General features: G+C 64.5%; 20 protein-coding genes and 1 pseudogene. 11 read left to right on the top strand and 10 right to left on the bottom strand.

All coding sequences use genetic code 11. From position 1 onward, the window contains the following. Window positions 1–233: 233 nt before the first annotated feature. Both WT24_RS08750 and WT24_RS08745 read left to right on the top strand, forming a co-directional pair. On the top strand, window positions 234–833 hold the full coding sequence (locus WT24_RS08750) for an RNA polymerase factor sigma-70 (RefSeq protein ID WP_060032774.1): 600 nt from the start codon (window positions 234–236) through the stop codon (window positions 831–833). Then, window positions 811–1,026: a zf-HC2 domain-containing protein gene (locus WT24_RS08745; protein WP_059499606.1), complete on the top strand. Its 216-nt coding sequence runs from the start codon at window positions 811–813 to the stop codon at window positions 1,024–1,026. The genes WT24_RS08750 and WT24_RS08745 overlap by 23 nt, the downstream gene beginning before the upstream one ends. 135 nt (window positions 1,027–1,161) lie before the next feature. Here WT24_RS08745 and arsC read toward each other — a convergent pair whose 3' ends face one another. Next, on the bottom strand, window positions 1,162–1,518 hold the full coding sequence (gene arsC / locus WT24_RS08740) for an arsenate reductase (glutaredoxin) (protein WP_060033227.1): 357 nt from the start codon (window positions 1,516–1,518) through the stop codon (window positions 1,162–1,164). Window positions 1,519–2,504: 986 nt separating this feature from the next. On the opposite strand from arsC, the gene parA reads away from it, so the two are divergent. Together parA and WT24_RS08730 are read left to right on the top strand one after the other, a co-directional pair. Then, complete coding sequence (parA, locus tag WT24_RS08735; RefSeq protein WP_006480195.1) at window positions 2,505–3,167, top strand: ParA family partition ATPase; 663 nt, start codon at window positions 2,505–2,507, stop codon at window positions 3,165–3,167. A gap of 23 nt (window positions 3,168–3,190) precedes the next feature. Next, window positions 3,191–4,252: a ParB/RepB/Spo0J family partition protein gene (locus WT24_RS08730; protein WP_034205811.1), complete on the top strand. Its 1,062-nt coding sequence runs from the start codon at window positions 3,191–3,193 to the stop codon at window positions 4,250–4,252. 88 nt (window positions 4,253–4,340) lie between these two features. On the opposite strand, the gene WT24_RS08725 is transcribed toward WT24_RS08730, so the two are convergent. Further along, entirely contained in the window at window positions 4,341–5,708 is a 1,368-nt protein-coding gene (locus WT24_RS08725) for a replication initiation protein (protein ID WP_006480193.1), read from the bottom strand. A gap of 1,818 nt (window positions 5,709–7,526) precedes the next feature. On the opposite strand from WT24_RS08725, the gene WT24_RS08720 reads away from it, so the two are divergent. After that, on the top strand, window positions 7,527–8,708 hold the full coding sequence (locus WT24_RS08720) for a DNA-binding protein (protein WP_060032770.1): 1,182 nt from the start codon (window positions 7,527–7,529) through the stop codon (window positions 8,706–8,708). A 135-nt stretch (window positions 8,709–8,843) separates the two neighbouring features. On the opposite strand, the gene WT24_RS08715 is transcribed toward WT24_RS08720, so the two are convergent. From WT24_RS08715 to WT24_RS08705, 3 genes are all read right to left on the bottom strand, one after another. Further along, window positions 8,844–9,863: a tyrosine-type recombinase/integrase gene (locus WT24_RS08715; protein ID WP_060032767.1), complete on the bottom strand. Its 1,020-nt coding sequence runs from the start codon at window positions 9,861–9,863 to the stop codon at window positions 8,844–8,846. A 102-nt stretch (window positions 9,864–9,965) separates the two neighbouring features. Then, window positions 9,966–10,343 carry a DUF2471 family protein gene (locus WT24_RS08710; protein ID WP_059499609.1) on the bottom strand — a complete coding sequence of 126 codons (378 nt, stop codon included), beginning with the start codon at window positions 10,341–10,343 and terminating at the stop codon, window positions 9,966–9,968. 141 nt (window positions 10,344–10,484) lie between these two features. Next, window positions 10,485–11,096 (bottom strand): helix-turn-helix domain-containing protein, encoded by a 612-nt coding sequence (locus WT24_RS08705; RefSeq protein WP_034205807.1) that lies wholly within the window; start codon window positions 11,094–11,096, stop codon window positions 10,485–10,487. A gap of 158 nt (window positions 11,097–11,254) precedes the next feature. Between WT24_RS08705 and WT24_RS08700 the strand changes: the two genes are divergently transcribed. From WT24_RS08700 to WT24_RS08685, 4 genes are all read left to right on the top strand, one after another. Next, on the top strand, window positions 11,255–12,454 hold the full coding sequence (locus WT24_RS08700; RefSeq protein ID WP_059499611.1) for a glycine C-acetyltransferase: 1,200 nt from the start codon (window positions 11,255–11,257) through the stop codon (window positions 12,452–12,454). A 13-nt stretch (window positions 12,455–12,467) separates the two neighbouring features. Beyond that, window positions 12,468–13,496, top strand: coding sequence for an L-threonine 3-dehydrogenase (gene tdh / locus WT24_RS08695; protein ID WP_059499612.1), 1,029 nt, complete (start codon window positions 12,468–12,470; stop codon window positions 13,494–13,496). Between the two features lie 553 nt (window positions 13,497–14,049). Next, a complete protein-coding gene (locus WT24_RS08690; RefSeq protein ID WP_060032764.1) occupies window positions 14,050–14,655 on the top strand; it encodes a TetR/AcrR family transcriptional regulator in 606 nt (201 codons plus the stop codon). A gap of 64 nt (window positions 14,656–14,719) precedes the next feature. Then, window positions 14,720–15,199: a nuclear transport factor 2 family protein gene (locus WT24_RS08685; protein ID WP_027781811.1), complete on the top strand. Its 480-nt coding sequence runs from the start codon at window positions 14,720–14,722 to the stop codon at window positions 15,197–15,199. Window positions 15,200–15,672: 473 nt separating this feature from the next. On the opposite strand, the gene WT24_RS08680 is transcribed toward WT24_RS08685, so the two are convergent. Continuing rightward, complete coding sequence (locus WT24_RS08680; protein ID WP_060032762.1) at window positions 15,673–16,758, bottom strand: tartrate dehydrogenase; 1,086 nt, start codon at window positions 16,756–16,758, stop codon at window positions 15,673–15,675. A gap of 115 nt (window positions 16,759–16,873) precedes the next feature. Here WT24_RS08680 and WT24_RS08675 point away from each other — a divergent pair, with 115 nt between their 5' ends. Beyond that, on the top strand, window positions 16,874–17,797 hold the full coding sequence (locus WT24_RS08675; protein WP_034205801.1) for a LysR substrate-binding domain-containing protein: 924 nt from the start codon (window positions 16,874–16,876) through the stop codon (window positions 17,795–17,797). A gap of 65 nt (window positions 17,798–17,862) precedes the next feature. Here the strand turns inward: WT24_RS08675 and argC are convergent, their stop codons facing one another. Further along, complete coding sequence (gene argC, locus WT24_RS08670) at window positions 17,863–18,804, bottom strand: N-acetyl-gamma-glutamyl-phosphate reductase (RefSeq protein ID WP_060032760.1); 942 nt, start codon at window positions 18,802–18,804, stop codon at window positions 17,863–17,865. Between the two features lie 121 nt (window positions 18,805–18,925). On the opposite strand from argC, the gene WT24_RS08665 reads away from it, so the two are divergent. Then, on the top strand, window positions 18,926–19,810 hold the full coding sequence (locus WT24_RS08665) for a LysR family transcriptional regulator (protein WP_059792624.1): 885 nt from the start codon (window positions 18,926–18,928) through the stop codon (window positions 19,808–19,810). Window positions 19,811–19,851: 41 nt separating this feature from the next. Here the strand turns inward: WT24_RS08665 and WT24_RS08660 are convergent, their stop codons facing one another. The 3 genes and pseudogenes from WT24_RS08660 to WT24_RS34245 all read right to left on the bottom strand — a co-directional run. Then, window positions 19,852–20,316: a hypothetical protein gene (locus WT24_RS08660; RefSeq protein ID WP_059786260.1), complete on the bottom strand. Its 465-nt coding sequence runs from the start codon at window positions 20,314–20,316 to the stop codon at window positions 19,852–19,854. A gap of 60 nt (window positions 20,317–20,376) precedes the next feature. Beyond that, window positions 20,377–21,594: a patatin-like phospholipase family protein gene (locus tag WT24_RS08655; RefSeq protein ID WP_034205797.1), complete on the bottom strand. Its 1,218-nt coding sequence runs from the start codon at window positions 21,592–21,594 to the stop codon at window positions 20,377–20,379. A 126-nt stretch (window positions 21,595–21,720) separates the two neighbouring features. Then, window positions 21,721–21,830, bottom strand: a pseudogene (locus WT24_RS34245) (3-hydroxybutyrate dehydrogenase); the annotation flags it as partial.

The raw sequence follows: 21,830 nt of genomic DNA, 5'->3' as shown, positions 1-21,830 counted from the left end.
TAACTCGACCGTTATGTTCCGACGTTACAGATTGCCGCCGCGCGCCAACGTCGACGCGCGCGACAACGCGCGACAAGGTTCGGCAAGCATAGCGCAGCGCGGCGGCCGGTTTCGTGAATTCGTGACGGAACATTGCGTTGCAGGCCGGCACCGCGCCCAGTAAGCTGCTCGCACCGCGACGCGCCCGCTGCGCGACGCTCGCGCGATTCGCTTCGAGACACTGCCAACCAGACATGCCGTCCGCATACGACGACCCCATCTATCTCGCGCAGCTGCGGCGCGACCTGCTGCGCTTCGCACGACTCCAGCTCCGCGATGCCGACGCGGCCGAAGACGCCGTGCAGGAAGCGCTGGCCGCCGCGTGGTCGCATGCCGGCGATTTCGCCGGGCTGTCGGCCCACAAGACCTGGGTATTCGGCATCCTGCGCAACAAGCTGATCGACGTGCTGCGCGCACGGCAGCGGATGGTGAGCGTGAGCGCGCTCGATGCGGAGCTCGACGGCGAATCCGTACTCGATCGCGAACTGTTCAAGGACAACGGACACTGGGCCGCGCATGCGAAACCGCGACCATGGCCGAAGCCCGAAACGCTGTTGCAGCAACAGCAGTTCTGGACGCTGTTCCAGGTCTGCCTCGACCATCTGCCCGAGCAGATCGGACGCGTGTTCATGATGCGCGAATTTCTCGACGTCGAGATCGCAGACATCTGCAGCGAGTTGACGTTGACGACGAATCACTGCAGCGTGCTGCTGTACCGGGCGCGTACGCGCCTGCGAACCTGCCTGAGCGAAAAAGGAATGACGACCGAAGATGCTGCCGGGGAAATGTACTGACGTGACACGACTGCTGTCGGATGCGCTCGACCGGCATCTGACGCTGCACGAGCGCCTGCAGGTGCGCGTGCATTTGCCGACCTGCAGCGGATGCCGCGCCTATCGCGAACAGATCGCGCTGCTGCGGACGGCTGCGAAAGCGGCGGCGGGGCGAGGCCCGGACGACGACGATGGATCGCCCGGTGGAGGCTAGGCATCCGGTGTCGACGTATCGTTCCGGCGGCGGCGAGCAGGTTGCCCGGCGATCGCGTCGGCCTGGACTGCCGTTGCGTGTGCCGGGTTGGGCTGAGCCACGTTGATGCAATAAGAAAAATACGCCGGCCAAGAATTATTCGAACAGCGCCTTCACCGACTCGGGCGGGCGACCGATGGCCGCCTTGCCTCGATACACGACGATGGGGCGTTGCAGCAAAATCGGATGAGCGACGATCGCCGCGTAGGCTTCGGCGTCGGTCAAATCCGCGCGGGCCAGGTTCAACGTCTTGTACGGCTCCTCGCCGTCGCGCAGCATGTCGCGAACCGGACGGCCGAGCTGCCGATGCAGCGTTTCCAGTTCCTCCACCGTCGGCGGCGTCTTCAGGTACTCGACGACGTTCAGCGGCGCGTCGGCGGTATTCAGCGACTCGACCAACGTCAGCGTCTCGCGGGACTTCGAGCATCGGGGGTTGTGGTAGATCGTGATCATCATTCAAGCCTGGATGGTGGAGCCCTGTATTGTAGCCAGTCTGTATCGGGGAGCTCGGTGGGGTGGTTCGACCGAGATCAGGGTGGCTTTCCTTTCGACAGGTCGCTGAGACGGGTCGGTTTGGCGATGCGCGGTGATCGGGAGAGGGGCGTGCGTCAGGTCCGGGAAGACGTCTCAAAGAGTGGTTCTGTTTATGCGCATAAAGTCGGGACGGCATGTTCCGCGGACGAGGAATCGCGGTTAGTCCAGCCAATGCTCCGTGAGCGCTGCCTTTTCGGAAGGGCATGCATGATGGCGAGCAAGGCGGTTGGTTTATGCGCATAAAGCCCGTGATCGTCGAGCGAGGTACTGGCGCGACGCCGGATCGGGTCGCGGGGCACATGTCGAAGCGATACAGCACCCGGCAATCGCTGTATCGATAGGCCGGCCTGCCACGGCATCGTCGCGCGACTGACCCAAGCGAGGTTTCCGTGTGCGGGCACTTCTTCGTGAGCCCCGTTGCGTCCGGTTTATGCGCATAAACGCTGCGTCCCGATCGGACGTTGCCTCGATGCGTGTCGTTCCTCTCAACCACACCCCTTGTGGGCACGCATCACGCTCGGGCTCGCAGATCACTCCTCTCCCTTGCGAATGCCGGGCGCTCCCGCGACGGCGTTGCTCGCCTCGGCCCTCCACCGACTTTATGCGCACAAACTCCCGGCTCGCAGGTAACGCCGCTCGTCCAGCGAAAGGGCAGCGCACCGAGGCATCTTCGCGACGAGCAGCGCTCCTACACAATAGTCACGAGGGTCAACATCGAGCGGTCTGCCTTCGACATCCGCCTCGTCGTCGCCAGCACAACACTCAACCGCGCCTCAATCGCCATCACCTCGTTTATGCGCATAAACCGATAGACCGAATGGCCAATGCGTAGTTGTTGAACGACAATTTCATTGAAATTCAAATATCGTCCTGTAGAATTCCAACGACCCAAACAGGAGTGAAAATTGGCCGCGGAAATCATTGCAGTCACTCAACAAAAAGGCGGCGTCGGCAAAAGCACGATTGCCATGCATCTCGGCGCCGCGTTCCATGAAAAGGGGAAGCGCGTCCTCGTCATCGACGCAGACCGTCAAAACACGTTGGTTCACTGGTCGAGCGCATCCGGCGACAGCGACAACGGCATCCCGTTTCCGGTCGTCAATCTTGCCGAAGCCGACGGCCAGATCCATCGCGAGATCAAGAAGTTCATCAACGACTACGACATCATCGTCGTGGACTGCCCGCCGTCGATCACCGAGAAAGTCTCCGGCGTCGTCCTGCTGGCCGCATCGATTGCCGTGATCCCGACATCGTCGTCGCCGGCCGATTACTGGTCGAGCGTCGGGCTGGTCAAACTGATTCAGCAGGCACAGGTGATGAACGAAGACCTCCGCGCGGTCTTCCTGCTGAACAAGACCGAAGAGAAGCGCATGCTGACCCGCGAGCTCAAGCGTGCACTCGAGGAGCTCGGCTTCCCGCTGCTGAAGACGCAGATTCCGACTCGGGAAGCGTACAAGCAAGCAATGGCGCTCGGTCAGACCGTACTGCAGATGAACGATCGCGGCGGCAAGCTGGCCGCGGCCGAAATTCGCGCATGTGCCGACGAAATCGTCGCCATGCTGCCCTGACTTTATGCGCATAAAGGAGTCACATGAAACCCTCCCAATTCGCCAAAGGATTCCAAGCGCGCCCGGATATCACGACGAGCGAGAAGCGCACGGCGCTTGATCGCCTCAATGCGATCGACGGCATCGTCAAGTCCGAGACGCCCGCCGCGGCGCCGACCAAATCCGCGAAGAAAGACATCGCACCGCCGCCTGCTCCGGAATTCACGATCGATCCGTCGATCGACGAATCGCAGCAATATCGCGCGTGGCGCCTCGAGAATCGCTATGCGCCAGGGCAGGTGATCGAGCTGCCGCTGAAGGCGATCAAGCACAGCCCGTTCAACCCGCGGCACTTCTACCTGAAGTCGTCGATTGCCGAACTCGCGGTCAACCTCGCGAAGCAGGGGCAGCAGCAGGCGATCCACGTGATCCCCGATTACGACAATCCGGGCACGTATTTCGTGAGCGACGGCGGCCGTCGCGTGCGGGCGCTGAAGGAAGCGAACAAGGAGTCGGTCAAGGCAATCGTGATCGACGTGCCGATCGGCATCCAGAGCTACAAGCTCGGCTACGATCTCAACGTTCAGCGCGATTCGCAGACGGTGTTCGACAACGCCGTCGTGTGGCGCCGCTTCCTCGACGAAAAGCATTTCCAGAGCCAGAAAGAACTCTCCGAGCATCTGGGCCTCGACGAGTCGACGGTGGCCGTCGCGCTGTCGATCGGCAAGTTGCCGGAAGCGATCATGCAGGAAATGGTCGCGCGCCCCGACCGCTTCGGGTCGAACATGGCGTATCAGGTCGGCCGCTATCACAATGCGCGCGGCACCGAGGCGACGCTGCGGCTGATCAACAAGATCGTGTCGGACGATCTCAGCACGCGTCAGGTGTCGGACATCGTCAAGGGCCGCGTCGCGGCACAGGAGACGCCGAAGGCCGCGGGCCGTCAGCGCTATGCGCAGCGTCTCGAGATCAAGCTTGGCGGCAAGTCGGTCGGAGACCTGAAGTCATATGGCGAAGACCGCATCGAACTGCGCCTGCGCGGCCTCCCGAAAGACAAGCGCGACGCGATCCTCGAGCAGCTCGAGCGGATGCTGTTGTCGGAATGATGGAGGCGGCCGGCGGGGCTTGGTGAGGACGCCGGCCCCACCCGAGGGTTAGGACCGGCGGCGGCCCGTCAGCGGGCCTGAGCGGGCCTCAAGCGGCCCGCGACTGGTTCAGCGTGAACGACAGCAGATCGCCATCCGTCGGCTCGCCCCAGGTCTTCTGCGCCAGCCAGTCGAAAAAGGCCGTCTCGGCCAGCTTGGAATCGAGGCCGCGCTTGCGCCAGTCGTCGCGCAGATGCGAGCCCATCGTCGGCAATGCCTCCGATTCGAACGACTCGCGCGCCACTTCGCGCTCCGCGTCGCCCTGCTCCTCGTACAGCACCTTCGCTTCCTTGCGACGGAACGCCGCGAACTCGCTCAGCAGGCGCGCCTTCAGATCGTCCGGTTGCGCCGCCGCGACCTTCGCGGACGGCGTGCCGGCCGGCAGCGCGTCGACCGACTCGACCGGCGGCGCATACCCCTTCTTCAGCGCATCCTTGAACAGCGCCGGCGCACTGCGTACCGGCGGCAGCGTCGTGCTGCGCATCCGCTGCTCGGTCATCTGCAGTGCGGCGCGAATCCGGTTTTCCTCGCTGTCCGCATAGAGCGTCTGCGCTTCCTTCAGCGGAATCCCGAGTTTCACCATCCGGTCGACCAGCGTGCTGTCGAACACGTTCGGGTGTTCGTCGAGCGCGAGCATCGGCTGCTTGCGTTCGGTCACGCGGAACTGGATCTCGGCAACCCGACGCCCTTCGCGATGCTCGATCAGCTCGACGAAGATATTGGTGACCGCGTTGACTTCCGCGATCGCGGGCCGCAGGTAGTCGCGCTTGAAGTACTTGTACTCGCGCTTCGCTTCGTCGCCGGCTTCCGTGTCGGGCGTGCCCGACAGGATGGGCCGCCACCATTCCCACGGCTCGCGCATCGTCAGGTGGCTCGGGTTCGTCAGGTAGCGCACGCAGATCTCGTACAGCGCGAGGCCGGCGCTGCTGCGCAGCTGGCTCTGGAACTGCAGGCTCAGGCGCGCATACTGAACCGGGTCGAGCAGTTTCTTCTTGATCTTCGGTGCGAACGAGAATTCGACCCACACGCGGCGGGTAGTCGGATCCTCGAGAATTTCCGCATCGGCGATCAGCGTGGAGATCCCCCACTTGCGGCCCGGCTTCTGGCTCGAGGTTCCCGTGCTCCATTCGACCTGCACCGACACCATGCGGCGCAGGTGTTCCTTCACCAACGCGGTGTCGTTCGAATCGAAAGCGGAGTTGGCGACGATGTCCGACAGCAGCGCGCGATACGTGTCGCCCGAGTCGTCGGCCTGCTGCGCGACGGCCAGCAGGACATTGAACAGCTTGCGAGTGAGGAGCGTGATCTTGCCGCTCTTCGGCTGAATGGCGATCGCCTCGACGGCCTTTCGCAATTCGGCTGAACTGGCACTCACCACATCCACATCGGTTTTCTTGGCGCGCTTCGTCGTGGCCATACGTCGGGTCGGAGGAGAAGTTTCCCGGAAGGATAGCGCCTGCGGTGATGTGCGTCCAGAACGACATGCTCACCATAGCCGGTGAAGCGTGCCGGCAAAACGACGCTCACCCGAACCGCTCCCGAAAAGGCTCACCGGTCCGCCAGTGCGGCGTTCCGGACTCTTCCAGACGTGCCGCGGCATGCGCCGATTCACAGAATTTCACCTGTGCACGACACGTGCGAAATTGGCTCCCGTATCGGCTCACCTTTCGATTTGTCGTAATTTTGCGACTTCACAGCCGTGAGTCCGACGCAGGGTCGCAATTGCACAGCCGTTCCTCGCCCCGCGCCGCACATCGGCCTGTATGCATGTACAGGCGCGGCTCCCCGGAAGACGGTTCGGCTTCGACACGCGGAAAACCGCCGGCGAAACCGGCACGTGCGGCCCGATCGGCGGGCGCTCGGCCAGTCCGGGCGCGCATTGTACAGTGCCGAATCGTGTCCGGTCCCGAAAATGCTCACCTCAGGCACAGTCTGTTGATTCGACCGGATGCGGACGAAGGCCCGACACACGCGGGACTGGCTGCCAACGGCTCCCGAAAACGCTCACCTTTCGGAGAAAATGCGGCACAGCAGCGGGCACGGAAATGGCTCCCGAAAATCCTCACCGTAACCGGCGCGGTATCAAAAATCCCAATCCGTTCCGATACTTATGCATGGAAGGCATTTGGCTGTGCAGCGCAGGGTTCCCCCGAAAAGCCTCACCTTTCGACCAAGATCCTTCATACGACAACCATATGTCGGCCCCCGAAAAATCTCACCTGTGCCAAAAGGTGGCACAGCAAAAACGGGATTTCTTCCAGTCCTGGCGGGCTTTTCGGCGAATTCGGCCGGTCACAGGTCCCGAAAAGCCTCACCTTTGACCATTTTTTCAGCAAATACGACTCCCGAAAAACCTCACCTGTGAGCCAAGTCACGGCCTGTGGCCCATGCCCCGAAAAAGCTCACCTTAAGGAGATCGGAGCAGGAAAACCCGGATTTCCCTCCCGAAAAACCTCACCTTTGGGGCATCACAGGCTCTGGAGCGCACTTTTGCTGTGCAAAATGGCGTCCGCCTCCCGGAAATCCTCACAGCAAATTCCCGTGGAGTCCCGTGAAACCTCACCTTTCGCCAAATCTGCCCAAAAGATGGGCAGAATCGGGGCGCAAATCAGGTCCTGCAAATTCTCACCTATGTCTGCACAGGCAGAAAACTGTGCAGTCAGGCGCCGCGCGGGTTTCGTGGCTGTGTGGCCCCGAAAACCCTCACCTGAGGGAAAACTCGTGTTTTACTGTGATCCCGAATCCGCTCACGACCTTTCCCGCAACGGCTCACGCAGCTCCCTGAACCCCATCACGTCAGCTCCCGCAGAAGATCACCTTGGCTCCCGTAAAACTTCACCTTGTCGGCCGGAAAGCCTTGCCCCATAAGGCTGTGCCGTGGCGTTAACGTTTTTAACTAAGGGTTCAAGGGTGTTTACTTCTAATACTCTCAAGACATCGGCCAACGAGTTTTCCACAGACACCCCAACCCCTGAACACCCACGGGCAACCGGATTCGCCGTCATGTGAAACAAATGCGCAAATTGGGGGCCCGCCGGAAATTTCTTGTAGAACAAGGGCTTGGCCGACTTTCTTCGCTTTGTTTCACGGAATCCCTGGCCTCCGTCAGCAAGATCGGCTCGCAAACCCGATTTCTGTGCAAAGCGACGTAAATTCACAACGGACCCTCGAAACAAGTATCAATAAATACGTATTTCGTTATGATTGCCACATTTCATTGTCTGTGAGTGTGACCATGACCCTGGACGAAATGCGTCAAGTCATTCGGCAAGAACTGGAATCGCTGCGCGCCAGCGGTGCACGGCGCCAGGAATTGTCGCTGCACGCGTGCAAGCGCTTGTTCTTCGATCTCGGTATCCGGCCGTCGGCCGCGAACGTCCGCGATCTCACCCAGACCGGCAGCGCTAGCGACATCCCGAAAGACATCGATCACTTCTGGGAACGCATCCGTTCCGCGTCCAAAATCAGGCTCGACGGCGCGGCGATTCCTAAAGCCGTCGAGGAAAAGGCCGGCGCGTTGCTCGGCGCACTCTACGAAGAGGCATTGAAAGCCGCGCGCGACAGCCTCGATGGAGATCGGGAACAGGTTCGCGCCGACATGGCGGACGCCGAGCAGCGATTGCGGGACGCAACCGTTCGCCAGGAAACGCTCGAGGGAGCGCTCGCGCGCGGTGAAGCGAGAAACGAGCAATTGCAGGCGCGGGTGACCGAACTCGAGGTGCAGCTTGCGTCGCAAACCACCCACGGTTCGGCAAGCGAAGCCACATTGCTCACCACAGTCGCCCGACTGGAAAAGGAACTGGCCGCGGCTGCCAGCCGGATCGATGCCGAACAGGCACAGAACGCCGCGCTGCGCGACCGCATCGATGCGCTGCAAGCCGAATTGCAGCAGCGCACCGAGCACTACGCGCAGCAAATCAAGGATGCGGTGGCCGAAGCCGAACGCCGTGTCAAACCGATGCTGGTCGAACTGGACTCGTTGCGCAGCATGGCGTCGACCTACCAGAGCGGGTTGCGCGACGTTCAGCGCAAGGAGTTCGATTTCCTGCAGCAATTGAGTTCGGCGAAGGCGCGTGCCGACCGGCTCGAAGAACAGTTGCGCGCCCAGAGCGACGAACTGGACCGCGCAACGCGCGACATGAGCTCGTTGCGTGCGAACCGCGGAATGAATCCGGAAATCGCCGAGCTGCTGCGGCGCCTGGCCGACGCCGGACAACTGGATGCGGATGCGTATGCCGCGATCGGCACCTCGCTGGATCACGAGATTCCGGCGCCGACCCGGTGTCCGCATTGCGATGGCGAACCGGAACTGTCACATGGCGACGAGGGTTTCGAAGTCACGTGCCCCGAGTGCGAGCACGCGTCGGGCGCATGGCCGTCCCGCTTCGAAGCCGCCGCGCGTTTCGCGCATACCTGACCCGAAGGCCGGCAACGCCGCACAGGTGAGAGGATCCGGGAAGCCCGCGGTGAGGATTTTCGGGAGTTGTGAAAGGGTGAGGCTGCGCCACGCAAGGCTGCTCACGGATCGATTCGCGTGAGCAGCCGTTTCCGATCAGTGAGTTTCGTCGCGGTCGGACGCATCACCGCTGCCGTCGGCCAGCCCGTCACGCCAGTTTTTCCATGCGCGATGCAGGCGATTCGACGAGATCGGCCGCATGAAGCCCAGCCATTTGCCGACGCGCTCGGGCGGCACGTCGTGTTCGAACAGCTCGGCCGCGTAGGTATTGCGCAATGTTTGCGGGCTTGCACGCGCGGTGCGTGACGACGTGAGCCCGGCCGATTCGACGATCGCGTCGATCGCGCGCAGCATCGTCGCCTTGTGCATCGGCCGCCCGGCATGCGATGCGGGGAAGACGAGCTCCCCCGGAATCTGCTGGCGTTTGCGTTCGGTGAGCCAGGCTTCGAGCAAGGCGATCGCGAACGAAGCCAGATGGGTTTCGCGTGCGTAATCCGGATGCGTCGACTCGATCCGCAGCGACGTCGTGCTCGTATTGATGCAACTAATCGTAAGTGCGCGCGCTTCTCCGGTTTTGATGCCGGCACCGAGAAACGCGGCGACGAGCGCCCGATCACGGCGTTCCTTCCAGTACGCGGAACCCGATACGCCGATCGGCGAAAACAGATACGCGAGCAACGTCGCGCGTTCCGCCGGCGTGAGGAAACCGGTCGGTTCGTTGTCGCGGGCCTTTCGCCAGTTCGCTTCGCCATCCTGAGCAATGAAGCGGGCCGGGTTGGTCGATGCGTACTCGGTGCGGCGGACATGATCGAGCACACGCTCGATCAGCCGAAGATAGCGCATCCGCTGCGTTTTCTTGATCGGCAACTCGCCGACGAAGTTCGCGATGGTCGGCGTATCGACCGTCGCCAGGTTCTTTTGATGTGCACGCATCCACGCGAGAAACGCGCCCCATTGCGCGCGATAGACATCGGCCGACGAGCGGCGATAGTCCTGCATCGCCAGCCACGCGTCGAACGCGGTTTCGGGCGAGACGACCCAGTCGGACGCATCGCGGTCGAACAGATCCTTTTCTTCCGGCGGGGCGGTGGTGTCGGGAGAGGCGGGAAGGGACATGGCATTAATTCCGTTAGTTGCGTATATGGTAGCCCTTTCCGCAACGTATCGGGCGGCAAACGGGTGAGCCGGCCGCAGTGCGCCGCGGCCGGGGCTGGGCCATCAGTCGCCCCACGCCTTGGATTGGCGGTGAGCGCGCGCGGGACGCGCGGTATCGTGCGTCGTTGCCGCGGCTTCGTAAGCGAGAACGGCGAATGAAAAGACCGCGGGCAACGCATTCGAGCGCCCGAAGTCGATCGGATCGTCCGTTTCGGGAAACGTCATGTCCGACGGCCGTTCGAACAGTTGACGCATGCCAGCGTCGTGCCGGCTGGCGAAGCCGAGATCGGCGAGCGCTTCGGCTTCGATCGCGTGCAGCAGGCGCCACGTCAGCGGCACGCGCTGACGGATGTAGCGTCCGGCGATATGGCGAACGATCAATTCGAGGTCGTGCGCGGCAGCCTTGAAGCTGAGCGCGGCCAAGTCTTGTTCTTCTGTCATTGCAGGCTCCTGTCGACCGGGGCGGGCGCCTCGGTGCGCCAGCTCCGGCCCTTGCATGGCGGAATGTCCGTTTACTGTACAAACATACAGTACTTTCCGCAACTGGCCCGCGATTGGCCTTTTGGCCGGCTATACGCGCCGTCAGCGATGTATCACGATCAACAAGGCCCGTGCTTCGGTCTTGCCGGGATTGCGGATCGCATGCGGCTCGTCGGCCGGGTAGCGCGCGGTGTCGCCCGCCTTCAGGCGCCGGCTGGCCGCGGCGGCTTCGATTTCCATCGCGCCCTGCAGCACGGTGAGGTGCTCGCGCGTGCCGGGTTCGTGCGCGTTCGATACCAGTGCGCCGCCGCCCGGCAGCGTCAGCTCGTACCACTCGAACTTGCCGGCGAGATCGATCGGGCCCCATACGCGCAACTGGTACCGGCCGTCGTGGCCCGCAAGCGTCGGAATGTCGTGCGGGCCGTCCACGCGGATCGTCTCGGGCGCCTTCGGCTGCGAGAACAGTTCGTCGAGCGTGATGCCGAGCGCGTTCGTCAGCCGCCACGCGACGGCGATCGTCGGGTTGGCCTTGTCGCGTTCGATCTCGGAGAGCATCGATTTCGATACGCCGGCCGCGCGCGACAGGTCGTCGAGCGTCAGCTTGCGTTCGTTGCGCAGGCGCTGGATTTGCTCGCCCACGCGCGGCGGGGTCGCGGCCGGCGGCTGCGGGGCGGCGTCGGCACGCGTGCGCCGCGATCCGGAGGAACTTGCCATTTGAATTCCGTTCGCTTAGAGTTGTTCGATATTTCGAATTCTAGTTCGGAATATCGGATAAATGCGGTCAACCGAACGACCGACTATAACAGTAGCAGGCCGCAGCGCCGCCACGAGCCGTGCGCTGCGGAATGCGAATCCCTGTCAGGAGCTTTGCGATGCGTGATGCCTTTCTCGCCCAGGTGCGCGGGACGCTCGACCAGATCCGCGCGGACGGTTTTTACAAGACCGAGCGCGAGATCGCGAGTCCCCAGGCGGCAGCCGTGCGGCTCGCCGGCGGCGCCGGCGTGCTCAATTTCTGCGCGAACAACTATCTGGGTCTGGCGAACGATCCGCGCCTGATCGACGCGGCGAAAGCCGGCCTCGACCAGGACGGCTTCGGCATGGCATCGGTGCGCTTCATCTGCGGCACGCAAACCGTTCACAAGCAACTGGAAAGCGCGCTGGCCGCGTTTCTCGGCACCGAGGACAGCATCCTCTATTCGAGCTGCTTCGACGCGAACGGCGGGCTGTTCGAGACGCTGCTCGACGAGAACGACGCTGTGATCAGCGACGAGCTGAATCACGCGAGCATCATCGACGGCATTCGCCTGTGCAAGGCGAAGCGTCTGCGCTACAAGAACAACGATCTTTCCGACCTCGAGGCGAAGCTCAAGGAAGCCGATGCCGCAGGCGCGCGCCACAAGCTGATCGCGACCGACGGCGTGTTCTCGATGGACGGCATCATCGCCGACCTCAAAGGCATCTGCGATCTCGCCGATCGTTACGGCGCGCTCGTGATGGTCGACGATTCGCATGCGGTCGGCTTCATCGGCACGCACGGCCGCGGCACGCCCGAACACTGCGGCGTCGAAGGCCGTGTCGACATCATCACCGGCACGCTCGGCAAGGCGCTCGGCGGCGCCTCGGGCGGCTATGTCGCCGCGCGTCGCGAGGTGATCGAGCTGCTGCGCCAGCGCTCGCGCCCATATCTGTTCTCGAACACGCTCACGCCGAGCATCGCCGCGGCGTCGCTGAAGGTGCTGGAACTGCTCGGCAGCGACGAGGGCGCGAAGCTGCGCGAGCGCGTGCGCGAGAACGGCGCGCGGTTCCGCAAGCAGATGACCGAAGCCGGCTTCACGCTCGTGCCCGGCGCGCATCCGATCATCCCGGTGATGCTCGGCGACGCGCAGCTCGCGACGAACATGGCCGACAAGCTGCTCGGCGAGGGCGTCTACGTGATCGGCTTCTCGTTCCCCGTCGTGCCGCGCGGCCGGGCGCGCATCCGCACGCAGATGAGCGCCGCGCATACGCCCGAACAGATCGACCAGGCGGTTGCCGCGTTCGTGCGCGTCGGCAAGTCGCTCGGCATCGTCTGACGGAGGCGCGACCATGAAAGCACTGGCAAAGCTCGAACGCGGCCCCGGCCTCACGCTCACGCGCGTGAAGCGCCCCGAAGTCGGCCACAACGACGTGCTGATCAAGATCCGTCGCACGGCGATCTGCGGCACCGACATCCATATCTGGAAGTGGGACGACTGGGCGCAGAAGACGATTCCGGTGCCGATGCATGTCGGCCACGAATACGTCGGCGAGATCGTCGAGATGGGGCAGGAAGTGCGCGGTTTCGCGATCGGCGATCGCGTGTCCGGCGAAGGCCACATCACCTGCGGTTTTTGCCGCAACTGTCGCGCCGGGCGCAGGCATCTGTGCCGCAACACGGTCGGCGTCGGCGTGAACCGCGAAGGCGCGTTCGCCGAATACCTGGCGATTCCGGCGTTCAACGCGTTCAAGATTCCGCCCGAGATCTCCGACGATCTCGCGTCGATCTTCGATCCGTTCGGCAACGCGACGCATACGGCGCTGTCGTTCAATCTCGTCGGCGAAGACGTGCTGATCACCGGCGCGGGCCCGATCGGCATCATGGCCGTCGCGATCGCGAAGCACGTCGGCGCGCGCAACGTCGTCATCACCGACATCAACGACTATCGGTTGGCGCTCGCGCGCAAGATGGGCGCGACGCGCGCGGTCAACGTCGCGCGCGAGTCGCTGCGCGACGTGATGGCCGACCTGCACATGACCGAAGGCTTCGACGTCGGTCTCGAGATGTCCGGCGTGCCGAGCGCGTTCACGAGCCTGCTCGAGGCGATGAACCACGGCGGCAAGGTGGCGCTGCTCGGCATCCCGCCCGCGCAGACGGCGATCGACTGGAATCAGGTGATCTTCAAGGGGCTCGAGATCAAGGGCATCTACGGTCGCGAAATGTTCGAGACCTGGTACAAGATGGTCGCGATGCTGCAAAGCGGCCTCGACTTGTCGCCGATCATCACGCATCGCTTCGCGGCCGACGATTACGAACAAGGCTTCGCCGCGATGCTGTCCGGCGAAAGCGGCAAGGTGATTCTCGACTGGACGGTCTGAGTCGCGTGTCGAGACGGGGCAGCGCGGCGCGTTCGCCGCCTGCCCCGTGTTCGTTCGTACGCGCACCGTCGAACCTCGGAAGCGCGATTCAACGCTTGAGGTGAGAATATTCGGGAGCCGTGTCTGCGCGCCGAATCGCCACGCGATCCCACGTCGGTGACGTGCAATTGCATGTTCGCTTCACCCGTCGATACACGCGTCGCTGCTTTCCGTCACGCCATTCGGCGCCCGTTTCTCCCCTTCCACACCCTCCCCAGCTTTACTTGGCGTGCGAGCGCTCGCACGCCACCGTGTGCGATATCGTGCCGATCCGGCACATCAACAGTGAGTCGCATGCAGCGTCGCGACTCACTAATGCACGATGCCATCCACATCGATCGTCCTCGATCGGTGCGTAGGCCGCTACCTGATCCGTTCACCCTTCGATCCGCTCGTGTCGGGCCGAAGGCTCGACATGACGCGCCGGCGCGTCGGGCACGATTCGCCCCTCCCACCAGCAGGGACTTTTCATCCGGGTATTGACGGCGGAGAACAATCGTTCTACCGTAAACCCATGAACACACCTCTCGATTCCGCCGGCGAACCCGGCGTTCGCGACCGGCTGCTCGACGCGGCCGAAGCGCTGATCTATTCAGGCGGCATCCATGCGACCGGTGTCGATGCGATCGTCAAGCGATCCGGTGCGGCACGAAAGAGCTTTTATTCGCATTTCGAATCGAAAGAGGCGCTGGTGGTCGCCGCGCTCGAACGTCGCGACGAGCGCTGGATGCACTGGTTCGTCGACGCGACGCTGGCGCGCGGCAAGACGTCGCGCGCGCAACTGCTCGGCATGTTCGACGTGCTGCGCGACTGGTTCGGGCAGCCCGACTTTCACGGCTGCGCGTTCCTGAATGCATCGGGCGAGATACCCGACGCCGACGATCCCGTGCGCGTCGTGGCCCGCATGCACAAGGCACGCCTGCTGGCGTTCGTGCGCGAGCGCTTCGACGCCCATGCCGACGAAACCGGCATCGAGCGCCGCGGGCTCGCACGCCTCGCGCGTCAGTGGCTCGTGTTGATCGACGGCGCGATCGGCGTGGCGCTCGTCAGTGGCGATGCAAACGCCGCGCGCGATGCGCGCGCGACCGCTGAACTGCTGCTCGATACCGTATCGCGGTAGCCGACGCAGCGCATCCGAACCGGCTGTGTGCATTCGCAGCCCGAACCCTGAACAGGAGCAACCCATGTCCGCCTCCCCCGAAGTTCGTCCGCCCGTTCCGCCTTTCACGCTCGAAACGGCGCGCCAGAAGGTGCGCGCCGCCGAGGACGCGTGGAACACGCGCGACCCGCAACGCGTGTCGCTCGCCTATACGCCGCAAAGCCGCTGGCGCAATCGCGCGGAGTTCGTGACGGGCCGCGACGAGATCGTCGGGCTGCTGCAGCGAAAGTGGACGCGCGAACTCGACTACCGGCTGATCAAGGAGCTATGGGCGTTCGGCGGCAACCGCATCGCGGTGCGCTTTGCGTACGAGTGGCATGACGACGCGGGCAACTGGTTCCGTTCGTACGGCAACGAGAACTGGGAGTTCGATGAAAACGGCCTGATGGCGCATCGTCACGCGAGCATCAATGATCTGCCGATTCGCGAGGCGGACCGTCTTTATCACTGGCCGCTCGGCCGTCGTCCGGACGATCATCCGGGGTTGTCCGACCTCGGGCTGTGATGCTCGTACACGTTCAACGGATCGGCGAACGCATCGGCCGGGTTCAATGGTGAGGAAATTCGGGAGCCGCCCGCTGAAGGTGAGATTTTTCGGGACGAGGTGAAATGTCGCGTCGAGCTGTGTGCATTGAACAGATCGACGCGACATCGCATGAGTAAAGCGAGGCATGCGTCGAAGTGCTGCGGTGTGCTTCCCTGCGCGATGCATCTCACCGATCGCGCCGAAGCGATCGTGCATCGACGATCGGTGTGTGCGAGCGCGACGTGCAACTCACCGATCGGATCGTCTTTCGACTTTTCAAGGAAAACCGCACGAGCCGTGCGCGTTGCGATGTGTCGTTGCTCATCGCTCGACTTCACCGCCGACGCAACGGTGGAGTCCGCACAAGTGCGTAACCGCATCGCGTGTCGCTCACCGCAGACGGCTGCTTGAGCGCAGCGCAACCCGGCGCGAACGCCGGGCACAACCCTCACTCAACCCGCAATCCGCGCGGCGATCGCCTCGCCCACTTCCTGCGTGCCGGCGTTGCCGCTGAGATCGCGCGTACGCGGCCCCGTGCGCAGCACGTCCTCGATCGCGGCGACGATCGCATCGTGCGCGTCGCGTTCGCGGCCCGTGCCGTTACCGAGGAAGTCGAGCATCATCGCGGCCGACCAGATCATCGCGATCGGATTTGCGATGTACTGCCCCGCGATGTCGGGCGCCGAACCGTGCACGGGTTCGAACAGCGACGGGAACGTACGGTCGGGGTTCAGGTTCGCCGACGGCGCGATGCCGATCGTGCCCGTACAGGCCGGCCCGAGATCCGACAGGATGTCGCCGAACAGGTTCGACGCGACGACGACGTCGAAGCGGTCCGGCTGCAGGACGAACCGCGCGCACAGGATGTCGATGTGTTGCTTGTCGACCGCGATCTCCGGATAGCGTTCGGCCATCTCGGCCGCGCGCGCATCCCACCACGGCATGCTGATCGCGATGCCGTTGCTTTTCGTCGCGACGGTGACGCGCTTCGCGCGCCGCTGCGCGAGCTCGAACGCGAATTTCAGCACGCGCTCGGTGCCGTGCCGCGTGAAGATCGACTGCTGCATCACGACTTCGCGCTCGGTGCCTTCGAACATCGTGCCGCCGACCGACGAATATTCGCCCTCGGTGTTCTCGCGCACGATCATGAAATCGATGTCGCCCGCGCGGCGGCCGGCGAGCGGCGACGGTACGCCGTCGAACAGGCGCGCGGGCCGCAGGTTGATGTACTGGTCGAATTCGCGGCGGAATTTCAGCAGCGAGCCCCACAGCGAAATATGATCGGGCACCGTCGCCGGCCAGCCGACCGCGCCGAACAGGATCGCGTCCATGCCCGACAGTTGCGCTTTCCAGTCGTCCGGCATCATCGTGCCGTGCTGCGCGTAGTAGTCGCAGCTCGCCCAGTCGATCTCGACGAAGTCGAAACGCACGCCGAAGCGCGCGGTCACGGCGTCGAGCACGCGCACGCCCTCGGGCATCACTTCGCGGCCGATGCCGTCGCCGGGGATCACGGCAATCCTGTAAGTCCTGTCGGTCATGCAAATCTCCTTGGCTGTTCGGCCGGCTGCCGGGAAGGCAGCGGCCCGTCACGTCATTCTATTTATTTCCATATGGATTAAAATCGCGCAAAAGTTAATCGACTTTCCACGAATCGTGAATAAATCGCCGAACCTCGACGACCTGCGCGTGTTCAGCGTGGTCGTCCGCCTCGCGAGCTTCAGCGCGGCCGCCGAACAGCTCGCGGTGTCGCCCGCGTACGTCAGCAAGCGCGTCGCGATGCTCGAGGCGCAGCTCGGCACGCGCCTGCTGCATCGGTCGACACGCCGCATGACGGTCACCGAAGCCGGCGAACGCGTGCTCGCGCGCGCCGAAAAGATTCTCGACGACGTCGATCATCTCGTCGAGGACGTGTCGACCACGCGCACGGTGCCGCGCGGCACGCTGCGCATGTCGAGCAGCTTCGGCTTCGGCCGGCACGTCGTCGCGCCGGCGCTGCTCGACTTCAGCGCGCGTTATCCGCAACTGAACGTGCGGCTCGATCTGTTCGACCGGCTCGTCGATGTTGCCGGCGAGGGCTACGACCTCGACGTGCGCATCGGCGACGAAATCGCCGATCACCTGATCGCGCGCCGCCTTGCCGCGAACCATCGCGTGCTGTGCGCGTCGCCCGACTATCTCGCCCGCCGCGGGACGCCGCGCTCGCTCGCGGATCTGGCCTCGCACGACTGTCTCGCGATCAAGGAGCGCGATCATCCGTTCGGCGTATGGCGACTGAACGTGCGCGGCGAAACGGCTACGGTGAAGGTCGGCGGCGCGCTGTCGACGAACCATGGCGAGGTGGCCGTGCAATGGGCGCTGGCCGGGCGCGGCATCGTGCTGCGCTCGATCTGGGAGGCCCGGCCGCTGATCGAGGGCGGCGCATTGTGTCGCGTACTGCCCGATGCGATCCAGCCCGCGAACATCTGGGCCGTGTATCCGGAACGCGTCGCGGCGTCGGCGAAGGTGCGCGTGTGCGTGGATTTTCTGGTGGAGGCGTTGGCCGGCCTGGATGCCGCCGCGGGTGACGATACGGCCTGAAACCGGCTAAAGGTGAGCTTTTACGGGGGCGTGCGCAGGCACCGTCGACGATGCCTGCGGGCGCGTCACGCCGCGTGTCGCGCGCCGAGCATCAAGTCGAGATTCTGCACGGCGGCGCCGGATGCCCCTTTGCCGAGATTGTCGAACACGGCGGACAGCAGCACCTGGGTGCCGTCTGCGTTGACGAACACGCCGAGCCGCAGATCATTGGTGCCGTTCAACGCTTGCGGATCGAGATGCGTTGCCGCGCGTGCGTCCGCGAGCGGCATCACGTCGACGTGACGCGCATCCGCGTAGTGATGCGCGAGACAGGCATGTAACCGCTCGCCCGTCACCCCGGCCGGAAGCAGGCGCAGCTCGATCGGGATGGTGAGCACGATGCCTTGCCGATAGGCACCGTAGGCCGGCACGAAGAACGGGCGGTGTGCGAGCCCCGCGTGTTGCCGGATCTCGGGCACGTGCTTGTGCTCGAGTGCGAGGCCGTAGACCTGCAGCGGCAACGCGCGTGCGGCGGCGTCGCCCGATTCGAATGCATCGACGGCGGCCCTCCCGCCGCCCGAGTAACCGGACACCGCATGGATGCTCACCGGGTAGTCGCGCGGCAGCAGCCCGGCTTGCAGCAGCGGGCGAAGCAGGCCGATCGCGCCCGTCGGATAGCAGCCCGGATTGGTCACGCGCTTGGCCTGCGCAATGTGTCGCGCCTGTCCGTCGGCCATCTCGGGAAAGCCGTAGACCCATTCGGGCTGCGTGCGATGCGCTGAACTGGCGTCGATCACGCGTACCGCCGGATTCCGGATGAAGCCGACCGCTTCGCGCGCGGCCGCGTCGGGCAGGCACAGGATGGCGATATCGCACGCGTTGAGTGCGTCGGCGCGCCGCGCGGGGGCCTTGCGTTCGGCGGCGGGAAGCGTGAGCAGCCGCACGTCGCTGCGGTCGCGCAGACGCGCGTGAATCTGCAACCCGGTCGTGCCCTGGTCGCCGTCGATGAAGACAGTGGGGAAGCTCATGATGGTCGTGTTCGTCGCGTTCGGTCGTCGGGGGAAGCCGTATCGTCCACCGAAAGCCTAGAATAGGAAAAGTTGAATTTGCTGACCGTCCGATTCAGCTTTCCTGAACGAGAGGTGTGTGATGCGCGAAATCAGTCTGGACCGCCTGCGTACGCTGGTCGCGATCGCGGACCAGGGCTCCTTCGTGGCGGCGGCGCAATGGCTTCATCTTGCTCCGCCGACCGTCAGCCTGCATGTTGCCGAGCTCGAAAGCCGCGTTGGCGCGCCGCTGCTGTCGCGCACCCGCGGCAACGTGCGCCCCTCCGTGATCGGCGAAGTGCTGGTGGAGCGGGCGCGGCGCCTGCTGGCAGAAGTCGAATCCACGCTGGACGACGTGCAGCGGCAGGTGCAGGGGTTGACCGGGCGCGTACGCCTCGGCGCATCCACCGGGGCGATCGCGCATCTGTTGCCGCAGGCGGTGGCCGGATTGCGTGCGAAGCATCCGGATATCGATGTGCAGATCGCGGTGCTCACGTCGCACGACACGCTGTCGCGCATTGCACAAGGCACGCTCGATGTCGGGTTGGTCGCGCTGCCGCAAGCGCCGGTCGCGGGGCTGACGATCCGCCCATGGCGCCGCGATCCGGTGATGGCTTTCCTGCCCGCGGACTGGCCGCTTCCGGCCCGGGTGACGCCGGCGTATCTGGCCGCGCGGCCGCTGATTCTCAACGATGCGACGACGCGCCTGTCGCGGCTCACGACCGAATGGTTCGCGCTCGGCGGACACCGGCCCGAGCCGCGGATCGCGCTCAACTACAACGATGCGATCAAGAGCCTGGTCGCCGCAGGTTACGGCGCGACGCTGCTGCCGCACGAGGCGGGCGCCCCGTTGCCGGATGCGCGCATCGTCATGCGGCCGTTACGTCCGGCGTTGTGGCGCGAGCTGGGGATTGCCCATCGAGCCGGCCCGGTCGAACGGGCGACGCAGCACGTGCTCGATGCGCTGCGGGCGCTCGGCGCGCGATAGCAGGCCGTCGCGCGGCCGGGCCGTGCGGCCCGAACGCGCGTTCAGAGCCGGTTGTCCTTCGCGAGCATCAGCACGCGCGCCCAGCGCTGCGCATCGCGCTTGTCCATCATCGGCAGCTTCCATTCGCCGCGCACGGCGTCGCGCACGCGCACGACGAGATGCCAGCGGCCGTCGATCGGTGCGGCCTCGCAACCGTCGAGCTGCGACAGCGTATAGCGGCCGTCCGCGCCGTCATGCGACAGCCACAGCAGCCCTTGCGTCGCGGACACGCGCAACTCGCCCCACGCGCGATGCACGATATGCGTCCAGCCTTGTTCCTTCGTGTTCGGTGCGATGTCGCGACGGCGCTTGAGCCACCACGCGATCAGTGCGATCAGGAGCGCGGCGGCCAGCACGGCGGCCGCGATCGCGACCGGCTGGCCGAACTGCGCGGCGATGACGTGGAACAGGTGAACGGCGCCCCATCCCAGGGCGATGAGCGCGAATAGCGCAATGAAGATCGGCATGTCGAATCGGAAAGGAGGCCGGGCCGGCGCATGCGGCGCGCCGGCCCGTCGCACGCGGCATTACCGGCGGCGGTGAATGTCGTGCGTGACGAAGCCCGCGTCGTTGACGGGCAGCGCGAGGCCGTCCTTCACCGCGAGCGTCTTGCGGATGTCGTCGAGACCGGCAGACCAGTGGTCGCGCATCGTCGACAGACCGAACTGATAGTCCTTGTAGTGATGCTCGTACGCTTTCTGCTGGTAGATCAGGTGCTGGATGTTGTACTTCTTCCCGCTCGACATCTCTTCGGCCTCGACGCACCACGGGTCGTTCTTGCGCTGCTCTTCCGGCACCTGGTCGAGCACGTGACGCAGCACGTTGCGGTAGCGCTGTTCGCGCTGCAGCGTATCGGTGACGAAACGCGTGCGGCTCGAATACTGCACGTCCTTCGTGCGCTCGGCGACGTCGGCCATCGTGCGCGGCAGCGGCCCGCGGGCGCTCCATAGGTCGACCTGGAACGCGAGCGTGTCGCGGCGCGGCCGGGCACGGAGCACTTCCATCAGCGGCGTGTTCGACACGACACCGCCGTCCCAGTAGTACTCGCCGTCGATCTCGACGGGCGGGAATGCGGGCGGCAACGCACCGGACGCCATGAAATGCTCGGGCGCGAGACGGATGCGCGAGTTGTCGAAGTACACGAAGTTGCCGGTGCCGACGTTGACGGCGCCGACCGACACGCGCGTCTCGCCCGAATTGATCCGGTCGAAGTCGCACAGTTTCAGCAGCGTCGTGCGCAGCGCCGACGTGTCGTACCAGCTGATTTTTTCCGGATGGTCGGACACGCCGGGCAGCGGCGGCGGAAAGCGCGGCACGAAAAAGCCCTGCTGGCCCTGCATCATCGCGCTGGCGGCCTGCGACGCGGTGAAGAACGTGCGGATTTGATCGATGCTGTTGAACAGCGCGAATTCGAACGCGGCCGGAATCGCCGGAAAGAACGCCGGCTGGCAGATCGTTTCCCAGAATTCGCGCAGGCGCTCGACGCGATGCTCGGGCGCGTTGCCGGCGATCAGCGCGGTGTTGAGCGCGCCGATCGAGATGCCGGCGATCCAGTCGAGCGGAATGCCTGCTTCGTGCAGCCCTTCGAATACGCCGGCCTGATACGCGCCGAGCGCGCCGCCGCCTTGCAGGACGAGCGCGATCGTTTCGTACGGCAGCGACCGCGCAGCGGCCGGCGCACCGGCTTCGTGGTGCAGGTCCGCCGCATCGACGGCCTGCTTTTCTGTACGCGCGTGCGGTTTCATCAGTTGCTCCGAGAAATCCCGCCGTGGACGGCGGTGATGGATGGCGTGGCGTCGGTCGACGACGGCACGCCATCGCAAGAATGGCGGCGGCGCGGAAACGCGCCTGCCGCCGGGAAAGCGCCGGCGTTACTGCATGAACCAGCCGTGGCTGACGATGAACGACTGGCCCGTGAGCGCAGCGCTCGGGAATGCCGACAGGAACAGCACCGTCTGCGCGACATCCTGCACCGTCGTGA

Origin of the sequence: Burkholderia sp. MSMB1078WGS (assembly GCF_001528895.1) — a bacterium.
Classification (GTDB): Bacteria; Pseudomonadota; Gammaproteobacteria; order Burkholderiales; family Burkholderiaceae; genus Burkholderia.
Note: the sequence above shows the minus strand (reverse complement) of the source record. Positions and strands in the feature narration are given on the sequence as shown.

Excerpts from the sequence above, each read along its gene's own strand:
- WT24_RS08750 (WP_060032774.1), top strand. The coding sequence starts at position 234 with ATGCCGTCCGCATACGACGACCCCATCTATCTCGCGCAGCTGCGGCGC.
- WT24_RS08745 (WP_059499606.1), top strand. The coding sequence starts at position 811 with ATGCTGCCGGGGAAATGTACTGACGTGACACGACTGCTGTCGGATGCG.
- arsC (WP_060033227.1), bottom strand. The coding sequence starts at position 1,518 with ATGATCACGATCTACCACAACCCCCGATGCTCGAAGTCCCGCGAGACG.
- WT24_RS08730 (WP_034205811.1), top strand. The coding sequence starts at position 3,191 with ATGAAACCCTCCCAATTCGCCAAAGGATTCCAAGCGCGCCCGGATATC.
- WT24_RS08725 (WP_006480193.1), bottom strand. The coding sequence starts at position 5,708 with ATGGCCACGACGAAGCGCGCCAAGAAAACCGATGTGGATGTGGTGAGT.
- WT24_RS08720 (WP_060032770.1), top strand. The coding sequence starts at position 7,527 with ATGACCCTGGACGAAATGCGTCAAGTCATTCGGCAAGAACTGGAATCG.
- WT24_RS08715 (WP_060032767.1), bottom strand. The coding sequence starts at position 9,863 with ATGTCCCTTCCCGCCTCTCCCGACACCACCGCCCCGCCGGAAGAAAAG.
- WT24_RS08710 (WP_059499609.1), bottom strand. The coding sequence starts at position 10,343 with ATGACAGAAGAACAAGACTTGGCCGCGCTCAGCTTCAAGGCTGCCGCG.
- WT24_RS08705 (WP_034205807.1), bottom strand. The coding sequence starts at position 11,096 with ATGGCAAGTTCCTCCGGATCGCGGCGCACGCGTGCCGACGCCGCCCCG.
- WT24_RS08700 (WP_059499611.1), top strand. The coding sequence starts at position 11,255 with ATGCGTGATGCCTTTCTCGCCCAGGTGCGCGGGACGCTCGACCAGATC.
- tdh (WP_059499612.1), top strand. The coding sequence starts at position 12,468 with ATGAAAGCACTGGCAAAGCTCGAACGCGGCCCCGGCCTCACGCTCACG.
- WT24_RS08690 (WP_060032764.1), top strand. The coding sequence starts at position 14,050 with ATGAACACACCTCTCGATTCCGCCGGCGAACCCGGCGTTCGCGACCGG.
- WT24_RS08685 (WP_027781811.1), top strand. The coding sequence starts at position 14,720 with ATGTCCGCCTCCCCCGAAGTTCGTCCGCCCGTTCCGCCTTTCACGCTC.
- WT24_RS08680 (WP_060032762.1), bottom strand. The coding sequence starts at position 16,758 with ATGACCGACAGGACTTACAGGATTGCCGTGATCCCCGGCGACGGCATC.
- argC (WP_060032760.1), bottom strand. The coding sequence starts at position 18,804 with ATGAGCTTCCCCACTGTCTTCATCGACGGCGACCAGGGCACGACCGGG.
- WT24_RS08665 (WP_059792624.1), top strand. The coding sequence starts at position 18,926 with ATGCGCGAAATCAGTCTGGACCGCCTGCGTACGCTGGTCGCGATCGCG.
- WT24_RS08660 (WP_059786260.1), bottom strand. The coding sequence starts at position 20,316 with ATGCCGATCTTCATTGCGCTATTCGCGCTCATCGCCCTGGGATGGGGC.
- WT24_RS08655 (WP_034205797.1), bottom strand. The coding sequence starts at position 21,594 with ATGAAACCGCACGCGCGTACAGAAAAGCAGGCCGTCGATGCGGCGGAC.